The organism is Deefgea chitinilytica, from assembly GCF_016881405.1.
GTDB classification, from domain to species: Bacteria; Pseudomonadota; Gammaproteobacteria; order Burkholderiales; family Chitinibacteraceae; genus Deefgea; species Deefgea chitinilytica.
Genome location: NZ_WOFE01000007.1, coordinates 1 through 14,942, shown reverse-complemented (window position 1 = coordinate 14,942; position 14,942 = coordinate 1). Strand labels below are relative to the sequence as shown.

General features: G+C 48.1%; 16 protein-coding genes. 3 read left to right on the top strand and 13 right to left on the bottom strand.

All coding sequences use genetic code 11. The features are described from left to right. Positions 1 to 4: 4 nt before the first annotated feature. The 9 genes from GM173_RS12470 to mnmG all read right to left on the bottom strand — a co-directional run bounded on the left by GM173_RS12470 (position 5) and on the right by mnmG (position 7,059). The gene (locus GM173_RS12470) at positions 5 to 541 is read right to left on the bottom strand and encodes a F0F1 ATP synthase subunit delta (RefSeq protein ID WP_203571712.1); all 537 of its coding nucleotides are present in this window, start codon (positions 539 to 541) and stop codon (positions 5 to 7) included. A 7-nt stretch (positions 542 to 548) separates the two neighbouring features. Beyond that, positions 549 to 1,019 carry a F0F1 ATP synthase subunit B gene (locus tag GM173_RS12465; protein WP_203571711.1) on the bottom strand — a complete coding sequence of 157 codons (471 nt, stop codon included), beginning with the start codon at positions 1,017 to 1,019 and terminating at the stop codon, positions 549 to 551. 33 nt (positions 1,020 to 1,052) lie between these two features. Next, positions 1,053 to 1,337 carry a F0F1 ATP synthase subunit C gene (gene atpE / locus GM173_RS12460; protein WP_203571710.1) on the bottom strand — a complete coding sequence of 95 codons (285 nt, stop codon included), beginning with the start codon at positions 1,335 to 1,337 and terminating at the stop codon, positions 1,053 to 1,055. Positions 1,338 to 1,432: 95 nt separating this feature from the next. After that, positions 1,433 to 2,236 (bottom strand): F0F1 ATP synthase subunit A, encoded by an 804-nt coding sequence (atpB, locus tag GM173_RS12455; protein ID WP_203571709.1) that lies wholly within the window; start codon positions 2,234 to 2,236, stop codon positions 1,433 to 1,435. A gap of 3 nt (positions 2,237 to 2,239) precedes the next feature. After that, positions 2,240 to 2,584: an ATP synthase subunit I gene (locus tag GM173_RS12450; protein ID WP_203571708.1), complete on the bottom strand. Its 345-nt coding sequence runs from the start codon at positions 2,582 to 2,584 to the stop codon at positions 2,240 to 2,242. Positions 2,585 to 2,814: 230 nt separating this feature from the next. Then, the gene (locus tag GM173_RS12445) at positions 2,815 to 3,651 is read right to left on the bottom strand and encodes a ParB/RepB/Spo0J family partition protein (protein ID WP_203571707.1); all 837 of its coding nucleotides are present in this window, start codon (positions 3,649 to 3,651) and stop codon (positions 2,815 to 2,817) included. 15 nt (positions 3,652 to 3,666) lie between these two features. Next, complete coding sequence (locus tag GM173_RS12440) at positions 3,667 to 4,452, bottom strand: ParA family protein (protein WP_203571830.1); 786 nt, start codon at positions 4,450 to 4,452, stop codon at positions 3,667 to 3,669. A gap of 49 nt (positions 4,453 to 4,501) precedes the next feature. Beyond that, on the bottom strand, positions 4,502 to 5,152 hold the full coding sequence (rsmG, locus tag GM173_RS12435) for a 16S rRNA (guanine(527)-N(7))-methyltransferase RsmG (RefSeq protein WP_203571706.1): 651 nt from the start codon (positions 5,150 to 5,152) through the stop codon (positions 4,502 to 4,504). Then, positions 5,149 to 7,059: a tRNA uridine-5-carboxymethylaminomethyl(34) synthesis enzyme MnmG gene (gene mnmG, locus GM173_RS12430; RefSeq protein ID WP_203571705.1), complete on the bottom strand. Its 1,911-nt coding sequence runs from the start codon at positions 7,057 to 7,059 to the stop codon at positions 5,149 to 5,151. The genes rsmG and mnmG overlap by 4 nt, the downstream gene beginning before the upstream one ends. A 183-nt stretch (positions 7,060 to 7,242) precedes the next feature. Between mnmG and GM173_RS12425 the strand changes: the two genes are divergently transcribed. Beyond that, positions 7,243 to 9,891 carry a methyl-accepting chemotaxis protein gene (locus tag GM173_RS12425; RefSeq protein WP_203571704.1) on the top strand — a complete coding sequence of 883 codons (2,649 nt, stop codon included), beginning with the start codon at positions 7,243 to 7,245 and terminating at the stop codon, positions 9,889 to 9,891. A gap of 59 nt (positions 9,892 to 9,950) precedes the next feature. Here the strand turns inward: GM173_RS12425 and ppgK are convergent, their stop codons facing one another. The 3 genes from ppgK to pyrE form a co-directional block, all read right to left on the bottom strand. Next, complete coding sequence (gene ppgK, locus GM173_RS12420; RefSeq protein ID WP_203571703.1) at positions 9,951 to 10,727, bottom strand: polyphosphate--glucose phosphotransferase; 777 nt, start codon at positions 10,725 to 10,727, stop codon at positions 9,951 to 9,953. A 114-nt stretch (positions 10,728 to 10,841) separates the two neighbouring features. Continuing rightward, entirely contained in the window at positions 10,842 to 11,429 is a 588-nt protein-coding gene (locus tag GM173_RS12415) for a DUF4124 domain-containing protein (protein ID WP_203571702.1), read from the bottom strand. A 16-nt stretch (positions 11,430 to 11,445) separates the two neighbouring features. After that, positions 11,446 to 12,087 (bottom strand): orotate phosphoribosyltransferase, encoded by a 642-nt coding sequence (gene pyrE, locus GM173_RS12410; protein WP_203571701.1) that lies wholly within the window; start codon positions 12,085 to 12,087, stop codon positions 11,446 to 11,448. A 196-nt stretch (positions 12,088 to 12,283) separates the two neighbouring features. Here pyrE and GM173_RS12405 point away from each other — a divergent pair, with 196 nt between their 5' ends. Further along, complete coding sequence (locus tag GM173_RS12405) at positions 12,284 to 13,057, top strand: exodeoxyribonuclease III (RefSeq protein ID WP_203571700.1); 774 nt, start codon at positions 12,284 to 12,286, stop codon at positions 13,055 to 13,057. A 102-nt stretch (positions 13,058 to 13,159) separates the two neighbouring features. Then, positions 13,160 to 14,422: an AmpG family muropeptide MFS transporter gene (locus tag GM173_RS12400; protein WP_203571699.1), complete on the top strand. Its 1,263-nt coding sequence runs from the start codon at positions 13,160 to 13,162 to the stop codon at positions 14,420 to 14,422. A gap of 4 nt (positions 14,423 to 14,426) precedes the next feature. On the opposite strand, the gene GM173_RS12395 is transcribed toward GM173_RS12400, so the two are convergent. Continuing rightward, positions 14,427 to 14,729 carry a GIY-YIG nuclease family protein gene (locus GM173_RS12395; RefSeq protein ID WP_308439601.1) on the bottom strand — a complete coding sequence of 101 codons (303 nt, stop codon included), beginning with the start codon at positions 14,727 to 14,729 and terminating at the stop codon, positions 14,427 to 14,429. Positions 14,730 to 14,942 lie beyond the last annotated feature (213 nt).

Genomic DNA, 14,942 nt, shown 5'->3' with positions numbered 1-14,942 from the left:
TCTCCTAACTCTTCAGGCTTGTCGCAAGTGCGGTTAATTTGCCACTTACAGAGGCATCAATAACCAAGTCGCCAATCGTAATTTTCACACCGCCGATTAACTCGGGGTTGACACTAACGTCGGCACTGATCTTACGGTTAAGTTGCTGAGTGAGTGTAGCCGTCAGTTCGGCCAGTTGGGCATCAGTCATAGCAAAAGCAGATTCAATGTGCGCTTGCGCTACACCTTCGTCTGCCGCTTTCAGCTGTTCAAACAAAGCCGACACTGCCGGTAAAGTGGCAAATCGACGATTTTCGAGCACTGCTGCCAGGAAGTTTTTAACCTCGGCGTTTGCGTCAGCACCCAGAAGCCCAACCAACAGCTCCTGTACTTGATCAACAGAACACTTCGGATTAGCCACTACGTCAAGAACAGCTTGGCTATCAGCAATCACTGCTAAGTTACCAAGCACATCTGACCATTGTGAAAGCGTATTGCTTTCTTTAGCCAGCCGGAATACGGCCTCGGCGTAGGGTCTAGCGACGGTTATAAGTTCTGCCATGACTGTCTTACAGTTCCGCTTTGATAGATGTCAGCATCTCAGCATGTTTAGCGGCATCGATTTCACGACGCAAGATTTGCTCAGCACCCGCAATCGCTAAAGTAGCGACTTGTTGGCGAAGCGATTCTTTTGCTTGCTGAATTTGCTGTTCGATTTCACCTTGAGCGCCAGCGATCAGGCGTTCGCCTTCTACTTTGGCATTGCTCTTAGCTTCATCAAGAAGTTGCGCTGCACGCTTTTCGGCTTGAGCTACGATCTCCGCTGCGCTTTGCTTTGCTTCGCGCAATTTTTCTGCTGATTTTTTCTCAGCATTTTCGAGATCTTGCTTAGCACGATCTGCAGAGGCCAAGCCATCTGCAATGCGTTTAGCACGCTCATCCATCATCTTAATCAGCGGAGGCCAAACGAACTTCATCGTGAACAGGATCAAGAGACCAAAAGTGATCATTTGACCTATGAGAGATGCATTAAATTCCACGCTGAATGTCCTCCTTAAAGGCTGATCAAATGATTATTGAGCAGCAACAGTCAGAGCAGCCAAGAATGGGTTGTTGAAGGTGTAAAGCATAGCCACACCAACGCCAATCATCGAAATCGCATCCAACAGACCAGCAAGAATAAACAGTTTAGTTTGCAAAACTGGGATCATTTCTGGTTGACGAGCAGCAGACTCAAGGAATTTGCCACCGAGGATAGCAAAACCAAGTGCAGTACCGATAGCAGCCAAACCGATGATGATCGCAGCAGCGATTACAGTCATGCCTTGTACGGAAGCAATTACTTCAGGTGCAGCCATTTTAATACTCCTAGTTTGATTCAAAAGTTACGAGGGTTGGGTAAAACTGAGTCTAATGTCGTGCACCCAACCGATACACGCCACTAGACTGAAAATCAATGGTCTTCGACTGCCAAGCTCAAGTAAACAATCGTCAACATCATAAATACGAAGGCTTGCAATGTTACAACTAAGATATGGAAGATCGCCCATGGTGTACCCAACACCCAGTTTACCCACCATGGCAACAGCGCGATCAAGATAAAGATCAGCTCACCAGCATACATATTACCGAATAGACGCAAGGCCAATGAAATTGGTTTAGCAATCAATTCAACCAATTGCATCGCAAAGTTGGCGGGGGCAAGTAGGATAATCATCGCTGGCGATTCAGCGTGGAATGGCGCAGTGAAAATCTCTTTAATCCAGCCGAACAAACCTTTTGATGCAATCGAGAAACCAATAATCATAAACATCACTGTGAGTGACATTGCGAAAGTTAAGTTCACGTCAGCAGTCGGAACAACGCGCAAATAAACGTGATGTGGGTCTGCACCGAAGAACGTCACACCAATCCATTGTGCAATCGTCGGCAACAAATCAACCGGCAAAAAGTCCATCGCGTTCATCAAGAACACCCAGCAGAAAATGGTCAGAGCCAATGGCCCGATCAATTTAGATTTTGCATGGAATGTATCTTTAACTTGACCGTCAACCATTTCAACAATCAATTCAACGAAATTTTGCAAACGACCAGGAACGCCTGAAGTGGCCTTGCGCGCAACATAGGCAAACACACCTACGAACAGCAAACCCAAAATCAAAGAAAATCCAAAAGTATCTAAATGGATACCACCGAATAGGTCTGACTTTGCAAAGGTCAGATGGTGCTTGATATAGCTAGTTGCGTCTTGTGCCATAATTTACTTTTTACCGTCAAATTTAATTAAAAGCCCAAACCAGTAAGCGCTCGCTGCGACGAGGTACCCTAAGAATACCCACAACCAAGCGACCTCCCGATAAAACATAAAGAATGCTGCAAACGCAATCAGCGTTAGCGACAACTTAGCCATTTCTGCAGCAAAGTGTCTGCGCAGCAATTCTGCTGCGGCGGCAAACCCGGCACTGTAAGCGATGAAGGAATACAACACGCTGCCTAGTACTGCGATCAAACCACCGGAAAAACTTGCAATTGCGGCTTTTTGTCCCAAGATTAACAAAAGCGCAATTGAGAGGACTATCGTGAAGCCAATCTGTAATCGGATCACGCCCCGAATCTGTGCCTTCCCGTACATAGCACCACCGTAAGAGAAACGACGCGATTATACGTAGTTGATTTGCTCTGAGTCAATTTTTACCGTTGACTTTAGCTGATTTATTTTTATTTCATGACAAATAAAAATCGTCACAATTCCTTTCAAAAACAGTAACAAATCGCATGACGCCGTTTCAAATCATCACAATGCATCACTTTGATGCCGTACTATGCACCAAAAACTTACAGACGGCTAAGTAATGAATCGAGCTGATCTAAACTACCGTATTCAATCGTTAACTTGCCACTGCCTTTTTTCCCCGACTGAATGATCACTCGTGCACCAATGCGCTCGGAAACGCTTTCTTGCAAACGCAGCACATCGGGATCAATTGCCTTTTCTTTTGCTGCAACTGGCTCTTGCTGCATTTTTTTAACCAAGGCTTCCACATCCCGTACTGACAACCCTTTCAAAACGACCAGCCGAGCCGCCTCAATTTGCTGCAGGGTATCAAGTGGCAGCAAAGCGCGCGCATGGCCCATATCCAGATGCCCCGCCATTAACATCTCGCGCACTGGTTCAGTAAGATTGAGTAACCGTAATAAATTGGCAACGCTAGAGCGTGATTTACCGACCGCCTGCGCTGCTGATTCTTGCGTCAGACCAAACTCGTCAACCAAACGCTGAATGCCAATCGCTTCTTCAAGTGGATTTAAATTTTCACGCTGAATATTTTCGATCAATGCCATCGCCAAGGCAGTTTCGTCAGCAATTACACGAACTAAGGCGGGAATTTCAGTCAGCCCTGCGCGTTGCGACGCACGCCAGCGACGCTCACCTGCAATGATTTCATAGCGATCAATATCAATTTCGCGCACCAGCACCGGCTGCATCAAACCTTGCGCGCGAATTGAATCGGCCAATTCTTCCAGCGCTTCGTCGTTCATCAAGGTGCGCGGCTGGTATTTGCCCGGCTGCAAGGCATCAAGCGGCAAGGTTTTTAGCATATCGCCCGCCGACGGATCACCCATCAAGGCGTCCAAGCCACGGCCAAGGCCTTTCAATTTTTTACTTACCATAACATTGAGTTCCAATTAAACCGTGGCGACCGCTTCTAGCGCATCGTGACGCGCCAACATTTCTTCGGCGAGCTGTAAATAAGCTTGCGCGCCTTTTGAGGATTTGTCGTAGGCCAAAATCGGGCGACCATAGCTCGGCGCTTCGGCCAAGCGTACATTGCGTGGAATGACGGTATGATACAGCTTGCTGGTGAAATGCTTCACCAACTGCTCGGAGACTTGCTGCGCCAAGGTTGAGCGTGGATCAAACATCGTCCGCAGCAGACCTTCAATTTCAATTTTTTTATTCAGGTTTTGCTTAATGCGACGCAAGGTATTGACCAAATCCGACAAACCTTCCAGCGCAAAATATTCGCACTGCATCGGAATCATGACCGCATCGGCAGCCACCAAGCCATTCAAGGTTAGTAAATTCAACGCTGGTGGGCAATCGAGCAAAACATAATCATAATTGCCGGCAACCATCGCTAAAGCAGTTTTCAAGCGCGTTTCGCGCGCCGTGGCATCAACCAACTCAACTTCTGCACCTGCCAAATCTCGCGACGCGGGCAGCAAATCATAGTCGCCGCTTTCAGAGTTTTTCAGCGTTTGCTCGATGCTTGAATCGCCTAGCAGCAAAGAATACGTCGAGTGTTTCAATTTGGATTTATCAATGCCCGACCCCATCGTGGCATTGGCTTGCGGATCCAAATCGACCAACAAGACGCGTTTACCCAAATGCGCCAAACTCGCCGCCAAATTGACTGCAGTCGTCGTTTTACCCACACCGCCTTTTTGATTTGCTATGGCCAACACTTTCATCGTCGTTCCCGCCGGGGTTTGAATCGCTTTAGAGTGAACCGCAGACAGCTCAAACAACTTTAGCCACATGCACCAAGTGGCGTTCGGCATCCAAACCTGGCACGGCCAAACTATCTACTCCCACTACGTATACATCTGCAGGCAATAATGCAATTTCCTCATAAGGGTATACCCCCTTCAATGCAGCCCACTCGCCGCCTTCTGCCAGCAGATGCGTAGTCAAACGGACAAACTCAGCCAACTCAGAAAACGCCCGCGAGGTGATAATCTGAAAGCCCGCTTCTGGCTGATAAGCTTCAACACGATCAGTCACTACCGTCACGTTATCAAGCTTCAACTCCAAAATCGCTTGGCGCAAAAATGTCGTTTTTTTGTGATTGGAATCGAGTAAAGTCAGTTGCCAGTCTGGGCGGGCAATCGCCAAGGGGATGCCTGGCGTACCGAAGCCCGAACCCACATCAAGCATTCGCAACGCTTGATTCGGCAGCTTGCTTAGTGGCGCGAGCGAATCGAGCAAATGATGCGGCACCATGCGCTCTGGCTCGCGAATCGCCGTCAAACTATAAGTTTTATTCCATTTATCCAGTAAGCCAACGTAGGCCAACAGTTTCTCTTGCTGGCCGGCACTGAGCGTCAAATCCAAAGCCAGCAAGCCTTGCGCCAAAGTATCGGCTAATTTTTTTTCTGCAACTACAGTCATTGTATTTCTGCCTTATTTTGCTGGCTTGCGGCAACCAGCTGACTTTTCTTGAGATAGACGACCAATAAAGCCAACGCAGCGGGGGTAACCCCCGAAATACGCGAGGCCAAACCCAAAGTCTGTGGTCGTTGAGTGCTTAATTTTTGCTGGATTTCTTTCGAAAGCCCCGAGACTGCGCTGTAATCAAAGTCATCAGGCAACGCAACGTCCTCTAGGGTATCGCGTTTTGCGACCTCAAATTGTTGTCGTTCGATATAACCCTGATATTTAACCTGAATTTCAATTTGTTCGGCGACTTTTTCGTCCTGCACGCCCGGCCCCGCCACATCTAAAGTCATCAAACTGGCGTAAGTCACTTCCGGGCGGCGCAATAAATCGGCCAAGGTGTATTCACGCTCAATCGCTTTACCCAGCACACGCTCAGCCTCAGAAGCGGCGAGAATTTTCGGATTTACCCAAGTCGATTTGATGCGCTCAAGTTCTAGCGCGACGGCTTCGCGCTTGGTTTCAAACATTTGCCACTGCGCATCACCGACCAAGCCCAAGCGGCGGCCTTGCTCGGTTAAGCGCAAATCGGCATTGTCTTCGCGCAACTGCAAACGGAACTCGGCGCGGCTGGTAAACATACGGTATGGCTCGGTAACACCCTTGGTAACTAGGTCATCCACCAATACCCCAATGTACGCTTCATCACGCCCCGGGCACCACGGCGCTTCATCACGCGCATAGAGTGCCGCATTCAAGCCAGCAAACAAGCCTTGTGCTGCCGCTTCTTCGTAACCGGTTGTGCCGTTAATTTGGCCGGCAAAGAATAAACCCGCAATCGCTTTGGATTCAAAACTATTTTTTAACGCGCGTGGATCGAAATAATCGTATTCAATGGCGTAACCAGGACGAATAATTCGAGCATTCTCCAGCCCCACCATCGACTGCACCGCAGCCAACTGAATATCAAATGGCAAGCTCGTTGAAATGCCGTTTGGATAAAACTCATGCGTCGTTAAGCCTTCCGGCTCAAGGAAAATCTGATGGCTGTCTTTGTCGGCAAAGCGATTGATTTTATCTTCAATACTTGGGCAATAACGTGGCCCAACGCCTTCGATCTTGCCAGTAAACATCGGGCTACGATCAAAACCGGAACGGATAATGTCGTGCGTGCGCTCATTGGTGTGCGCAATCCAGCATGGCATTTGTCGCGGATGCATCGCCTGATTACCGCGCACGGAAAACACCGGCTCTGGCGTATCGCCCGGCTGAATTTCAAGGATATCTAAATTAATCGTGCGCCCGTCGATACGCGGCGGCGTACCGGTTTTCAAACGGCCAACCGGCAAGTTCAACTCACGCAATTTGTGCGACAAGGTAATCGACGCCGGATCGCCAGCACGCCCCCCCACTGAGTTTTCTAAACCCACGTGGATTTTGCCGCCCAAGAACGTGCCGGCAGTCAGCACGACGCTGGAGGCCATAAACTCAATACCGATTTGTGTCACTGCGCCGATGACCTTATCGCCATCGAGCAGCAAGTCATCCACTGCTTGCTGGAAAATATCAAGATTTTCTTGGTTTTCCAGCATGCCGCGAATCGCAGCCTTATACAAAATCCGATCCGCTTGTGCACGCGTTGCGCGTACCGCAGGACCTTTGCTGGCGTTCAACGTTTTAAACTGAATACCGCCCATATCGGTGGCCAGCGCCATCGCGCCGCCGAGCGCATCGACTTCGCGCACCAAATGACCTTTACCAATCCCCCCAATCGATGGATTGCAGCTCATTTGTCCCAAGGTTTCAATATTGTGGGTCAGCAATAATGTTTTACGTCCCATGCGGGCACTGGCTAACGCCGCCTCGGTACCAGCGTGGCCACCACCAACTACAATCACATCATATCGAACGGGATAGCGCATGGCGCAGTTCCAAAATAAGGGCAAAGGGGCAATATTCTATGCCAAAACAGAGACTTGCGCGAGTTTTTCAAACTCACAAACTAGAAATTTTAGCAAAATCAACTATCTTGCCTAGATTAGAGTTGATTGTAATTGGAAGGAACTCCAATGCTAAGCACACTACAGCAATCGATAGCGAGCCTGATGAATAGGCTAAGATATCCGCAAAAATTCATGCTAGTCAGCGGCGTATTTATTTTACCCATCCTAATTTTATTATTTTTTACATGGAGCACGCTGCGCGAAGATATTCAATTTGCTAAAACAGAACAAGATGGGGTACAGGTCCTTCAAATGGCCACCCGGCAACTTAATGCAATTGTAGCGAATCAGAAACCTCCATTAATTTCAGCTCAAGAAACAAGCCAAATAAAAGACCTAGTAAGCTCTTTATCGGCCGATAAAGAGTATCAAGCATTACGCTCGGCAACCGATTCTCAGCAAGTACAAGATGCCGCTTTACAATTGATAGCTCGCATCAATGACACCTCTAATTTAATTTTAGATCCAGAGCTTGCGAGTTATTTCGTCGGCGATGTCACGATTGGCAAATTACCCTTACTAATGACACTTGTGGCGCAACTAGCCTCCCAAAACGCAAATAGTCCAGAAGCAAAATTACGAGCACAAACGATTGCCCCCCAAATCAGTGGTCTAGCTGCGGACCTGCAAGTCGACATTGATAAAGCTGCAGCAGCTCAACCAGAAGCACTCAAAGCCACACAAGAACAAGCGCGTTTATTCCAAGCGGCAATTCATCAAGTACTCAGTGAATATCAAGATCGGATTGCATCACCCTTGGTCAACAACAAGCCAGTGGATGAAAATATCAGCAAACTCAAGGAGCGCATACAAGTCGCAACCACTGCAGGCACCCAACTATCCGAAGCTGGACTTAAAACACTAGACGCTCTATTACAACAACGTATCGACCAGCGCAGCAACAAACTAGGTTTTGCGATTGGCATCAGTTTATTTGCCATCATCGCAGCTATTTTGTTGCAGATTGGTTTCTTTCTCTCCACTAAGAACAATATTAATTTACTCAATCAGAGCTTTTCACAGATCAGCCTAGGTGAATTTAATCATGTCACTCAGCTTAAAGGTAAAGACGAACTCGCCGCACTCAATCAACCGATTCACACGATGCTAGACACATTAAGACGCTTCAGTACAGCGCAACTGCACATGGCGGCAGCGCATGATGCTGGCGATATTCACCACACGATTGATGACACGCAATTTTGTGGCGGTTATCAAGAAATGGCAATGCGTATCAACGAGCTCGTTCGATCTCACACCGCGATTCAAATGAAAATGGTTGCGCTTACCAGCCTCTATACACAAGGAGAATTCTCTGTTTCGATTGAGAATATGAAAGGCCTAAAAGCCATGATTACAGACGAAGTCGATAAAGTGAGAGATCGAATGCACGAGGCATCGATCGCTGCCGACTTCACGTTAAAAATCAAACAAGCGCTAGACCAAGTCACAACCCCAGTCATGATTAGTGACGCAAATGATTTTCCTATGTATCAAAATCAAGCTGCCGAACAACAACTTGGTCCAATGCCGCAACAAACGCTAAAGCACGTCTTGAATGCTGGCCAATGGCTAGACTGGCGCAGCGGACACGCCAGCCAAGGCCAAATAATCCGACAAGGCAGCACTTTCCGTGTCAATGTGACGCCAATCTTTAATGAGGAGCATACGCTAATTGGTCATGTAACCGAATGGCAAGATCAAACCGCCGAATTAGCCATGGGCACCGAAATCAGCCAGGTTGTAAGTGCGGCTGCGACAGGCGTATTCAGCCAGCGCATACGCTTGGACAATAAGATCGGTTTTTATGCTGACCTAGGGATGCATCTAAATGGCTTGCTCGATCAAACACAATCTAGCCTCAGTGCGTTTGGCAAGGCTTTAATCCAGTTAGCCGAAGGCGACCTAACTCACTCTCTACCTACCAATTATCAAGGTATTTTTGGCGAATTAGCCCACAGCACCAACCGCACAACCCACCAGCTCAACCAAATTATCAACGACATTCGGAGCGCAACCTCTGAAGTCGCCAATTCCGCCATTCAAGTTACACAAACTTCAGCCAGCTTATTAGAAAAAACGCAGTCTCAAGCCGCTGCGACCGAAAAGACAGCCGCCTCAGCTAACGAAGTCGCTAGTGCAGTCCAACAAAATGCCGACCATGCTGGAGCAGCTGCTACGCTAGTTAGATCAGCACACGAAGAGGCAGAAGTGACGCGCACAGCCATGACGGGTGTACAGGAAGCGATGAAAAAGCTCACCGAAAGCGCAAAAAAAATTGCCGATATCACAGGTTTGATAGATGGCATTGCCTTTCAAACAAATATCTTGGCACTCAATGCGGCAGTGGAAGCGGCACGGGCAGGCGATGCTGGTCGTGGGTTTGCAGTAGTCGCCGCAGAGGTGCGAAATTTGGCGCAAAAAAGTGGCGATGCGGCACGTGAAATTCGCAGTTTGATTGAAAACTCAGTTCGCGAAATCCACCAAGGGCATACCCGCGTTGAGCAGTCCGCCACCTTGATGCACCACATGCACGAGCAAGTACAACAATTGTCCTTTTTGATTAGCGACATTGCAAATGCCTCGAAAGAACAACTAAGTGGCGTTAATGAAATTAGCCATGCACTCAGTCAGATTGATCATGCTGGCCAGCAAAACCAATCCCTTGCCTCTCAGCAAACCCACAATGCAGAAAACATGCAAAAACAAGCAGAGCGCCTAAATCAGACTGTGGCGATATTTAAAATTTAAGCAAGGCACAATTGAAAAGCCCATATCATCACAGGGCTTTTCAATTGTGCGACCAGTTCTTAATTCAAACTATTACAGCGCGCGGCCTCTAATGCGGCGCCAACAATCCCCGCATCATTTTTTAAGGCGGCAGGAACAACTTTAAAGCGTAAGTCTTTCAACTCGGGAATAAACTTCTCATGTTTCTTGCTAATCCCGCCACCGATAATGACAAAATCTGGCGAAAACAATAGCTGTAGATGCAATAAGTATTTATTCAGGCGCTCAGTATATTCGCCCCATTTCATATCTGAATCTTCTTTGACTTTGGCCGAACAATATTTTTCCGCGATTTCATTTTTTGGGAAAATCAGATGACCAAACTCAGTATTGGTAATCAGTTTGCCATCAACAATCAAGGCACTGCCAATCCCTGTACCCAGAGTAATCACGATGGTTTTCCCACCACGGCCTTTTGCCGCGCCAAATACGACTTCTGCCAAACCTGCAGCATCAGCATCATTTAGCAATACTAAAGGCAAGCCAACCGCTTTCGCGAGAATCTCTTGTGCTGGTGCTTGAATCCAACTTTGATCTACATTGGCAGCTGACATTGTTATACCATTGTGAACAATCGCCGGAAAGGTACAGCCAATCGGTCCCGTCCAATTGAAATGATCGACCAAGGCTTTAACGACTTTCCCAACCGCTTCAGGCGTAGCAGGTTGCGGCGTCTCAATTCGATGGCGTTCCGCCAAAAACTCGCCGGTATCAATATTGACTGGCGCCCCTTTAATACCAGTTCCGCCAATATCAATCCCGAGCACCGCACGTACTTGCGTATTTTGTTCTGTCATTTTTGCTTACTTCTTCTAAAGGAGGAATTGTGCCATTACCGTACGGCTTATCAAACACGGTAAAACCCGCAGCTTAAAGTTAATACCCTAAACTGGCCTTGTGAAATCTCAATCTTAATTCGGCTGCACGCTCTTGAGCTCGATGAAACGCTTTTTCTGCACCGCTGCACGATCATGAATCATCACAATATCGTTCTGCTGCGTCATGATCAGCTTATCAATGTCTTCCACTTCCTTGCGGCTCACGTCGATTTCCGCCTGTAAATCTGCAGGAATAGCGCGTTTTGACTTTTGCAAACGCTGCACTTGCTGCTGTTGTTGCTCCATCCGCTTTGTCGCCGCTTCACGACGTAAGCGATTGGTTTGCAAGCCAGCCTGAACCGCTTCGATTTGACGATCCCGCAGTAAATCAATCTCTTCAGGTTTCGAAAACGATTGCAGCAAAGCCTTATCACTACGTCGCTGCTCTAATTCAGCTTTCTTTTTCTCTTCTAAAGCAGCTTTCTCTTCCGGAGAAAGCTGCGCCTCGTTGCCTTTGCGAATGCGGCCGGACTTATCCAACTCCATCACAGACTTCGACGTTCCTGCTGGTGGCTTATCGCTATATTGGACTTTGCCTGATTCGTCCACCCAGCGATAAACCGTCGCTGCATAGTTGGGCGAGCACAGAATAGTCAACATCAAAACCAACAAATAGCGCATAGCCAACCTTCTCAAATTATTCAATCCCGTACTGATTACGGTAATTTTGCACACGAGATAGATTGTCAGTCATTCCTTCTTGTTCGGCAAGAAATCCCAATAAATCTTGCAAGCTTGCAATAGGAATCACCGGAATACCCACATTTTGCTCAACTTCCTGCACCGCCGACAATGCTCCTTGACCACGCTCCATCCGATCCAGTGCAATCAAAACGCCTGCCGGCTCGGCGCCCGCATCGCGGATAATTTTGACGGACTCACGCACCGAAGTCCCCGCTGAAATTACGTCATCAATAATCATCACCCGACCTTTCAGTGGCGCGCCAACCAATACGCCACCTTCGCCGTGGTCTTTCGCCTCTTTGCGGTTAAACACAAACGGCACATTGTGCCCCGCATTAGCAAGAGCAACTGCAGTGGCTGACGCCAAAACAATCCCTTTATAAGCCGGTCCAAATAGCACATCAAACTGAACACCTGACGCCAGCGCAGCTTGCGCATAAAAACGCGCCAATTCACCCACTGAGGTACCGTCGCTAAAAAGTCCGGCATTAAAGAAGTACGGCGAAGCGCGGCCAGCTTTGGTGATAAAATCGCCAAAACAGAGTACTTTGCTCTCAACAGCAAATCGGATGAAATCGCGGCGAAAATCAGTCATGCAAAATAGTCCCTCTAAAACGTTAAATGCGTGTGTCCCAATCTCTGGCAAGTCCCTCAGCGACAAAACGCAGGCGACGTCCGGTCTGCTCAGCCAACGCTGCAAATCAAGACGGCGGCAAGCCAAAGCATGGGCACAACAACTTACTCATTGAATAACCCCGAAGCATATCACCCTTGAACAAGGATTTCTCTAAGTGCGCATCATTTCAGCCAATCTCAACGGTATTCGTTCCGCCACTACTAAAGGCTTTTTCAATTGGCTAGCAACGCAAAATGCCGATGTGGTTGGCGTGCAAGAATTAAAAGCACAAGCCGCCGACCTCACCGCCGAAATGCAAAATCCCAACGGCATGCATGGCTATTTCCACTATGCCGAAAAAAAGGGCTATAGCGGCGTTGGCCTGTATTGCCGCAAACAACCTGACGCCGTTATTGTCGGCCTTGGGATTGCCGAGATCGACAGCGAAGGCCGTTATTTAGAGCTTCAGTTTGGCAAGGTTTCAATCATTTCGCTCTACCTACCATCAGGTTCATCATCGGAAGAACGACAAACGGTTAAATTTCAATTCCTCGATCATTTCTGGCCTCGCTTAACTGAACTAGCCGAATCGGGTCGCGAAGTGATCATCATGGGCGACTGGAATATTGCGCACAACGAAATCGACCTGAAAAACTGGAAAGGCAATCTAAAAAATTCAGGCTTTCTACCTGAAGAGCGTGCTTGGTTCGGCAAGATGCTCACTGAGCTGAAGTGGGTAGATATTTGGCGTACGCTCTACCCCGAAATTCCCGGCTACTCGTGGTGGAGTAACCGCGGCCAGGCGTACGCCAAAGACGTCGGTTGGCGTATCGATTATCAAATCGTAACCCCAAAATTGGCGGCGACAGCAACGCAGGCGAGTATTTATAAAGACGAAAAATTCTCGGATCACGCGCCCTTGATTGTTGATTACGATTATTCACTTTAACGTAATTCAACACCGCTAGGGTAGTCAACAACAACCCACTCAAAAAATCTAACAGGTATTGCCCGCTAGCAATTACCAATAAAAGCACAGAGAGCAATACCCATGTTTTCTACGTATTTTGCCGTTTTTAATAATCGCCGTATTTGTGCTGCAATGCTGCTGGGATTTGCCTCTGGCCTGCCTTTGGCGCTCACCGGCTCGACGCTGCAGGCATGGCTGTCTGACGCTGGTTTAGACGTTAAAACGATAGGCTGGTTTACATTAGTGGGTCAGCCGTATACGTGGAAATTTCTTTGGTCGCCGCTGATTGATCGCTTTCCAATGCCACTGCTTGGCCGCCGACGCGGTTGGATTTTACTCAGCCAGATTGCACTTGCCCTCACTATCGCCACCATGAGTGGGCTCGATCCGAAAACCCATTTAGCGACATTTGCCTTGCTGGCAGTGATGATTGCTTTTTTCTCTGCCACCCAAGACGTGGTCATTGATGCCTACCGCACCGAAGTTTTACAACCCGAAGAGCGTGGCGCAGGTGCGGCAGTAGGTGTCTTTGGCTATCGGATGGCGATGCTCACTTCTGGCGCAATCGCGCTGATTTTGGCCGATGGTTTTTTAACTTGGGAACAAACTTATTTAGTCATGGCGGGTTTGATGGGCGCAATGGCATTGATTACTTTTACTGCCCCTGAACCCACGCTGCAAGTTCGCCCACCACGCACCTTGCGCGAAGCCATTTTTGCGCCTTTGCAAGAGTTTTTTTCCCGCCAAGGCGCATGGATATTACTAGCGCTGGTTATCGGCTACAAACTTGGTGACGCGTTTGCCGGTAGTTTATCGACGAAATTTCTACTGGATATGGGTTATAGCAAATCAATCATTGGCCAAGCCTATAAAGTCTTCGGCCTGATTGCTACGCTACTCGGTGGATTTCTTGGTGCCATTTTGATGGTGCGCTGGGGCTTGTTCCGCTCACTATTCATTTTTGGCTTATTGCAGGCGTTTACCAATTTAGGTTATTGGCTAATTGCCATACATGGCAGCCCCAATATTGCACTACTGATGTTTGCAATTAGCGCGGAGAATTTAGCCGGCGGTATGGGCACCACCGCAGCGGTGGCGCTGTTAATGAGTTTATGTAATCCCAACTTTACCGCCACACAGTATGCGCTACTCTCTGCGCTCGCCTCATTCGGGCGGGTCTACGTGGGTCCCGCCTCAGGCTATTTAGTTGTAGCGCTGGGCTGGGCCAACTTCTTTGTAGCATCCGCACTCATTGCAATTCCGGGATTATTACTAGTTTGCTGGCTACGCAACACGATCAAACAACTCGATCAAGCCGCAGAGCAGATACCGCAAGAACGTTAAATCATCACTCGGCAAAAGTCGATTGCTTGCACCATACGCCGTTTTCAAAACGGAAATATTTTAATAGTAGACTGTGATTTCCTGCCGCTAACGCTTGCTTATGCGCAGAAGTTAACTGTTTAATCGCATGCTCCAGTTGTAGAGCTACGCTTTGACTCTCACAAGGCCACTGCACAAGAATAGATTCGGGCGGAAAAGATCGGGTGAATCTCGCCCCTTTCCCGGCAAGGTGCGCCTCAAACCGCTGAGCCACGTCCAAAGCGACACCAGTATATAAGCGCCCACCGCGACAAGTTAAAATATACACGGACCAAATCACGCAGCATTACCTCAGAGTTGATCGGACACTAGTTGGACAGTAATCGCCCCAGCTATTTACAGCGCAATCTGCACGATAAAGCTAAAACATGGCAAGATTTGCTACGCCTTAAAGCGGAATTGCACCGCTAGTTCTATTCGAATATCACCAAGTACTTCCACAAAGCCTTTTTCAACCAATGCTTAGCAAACAATACCCACG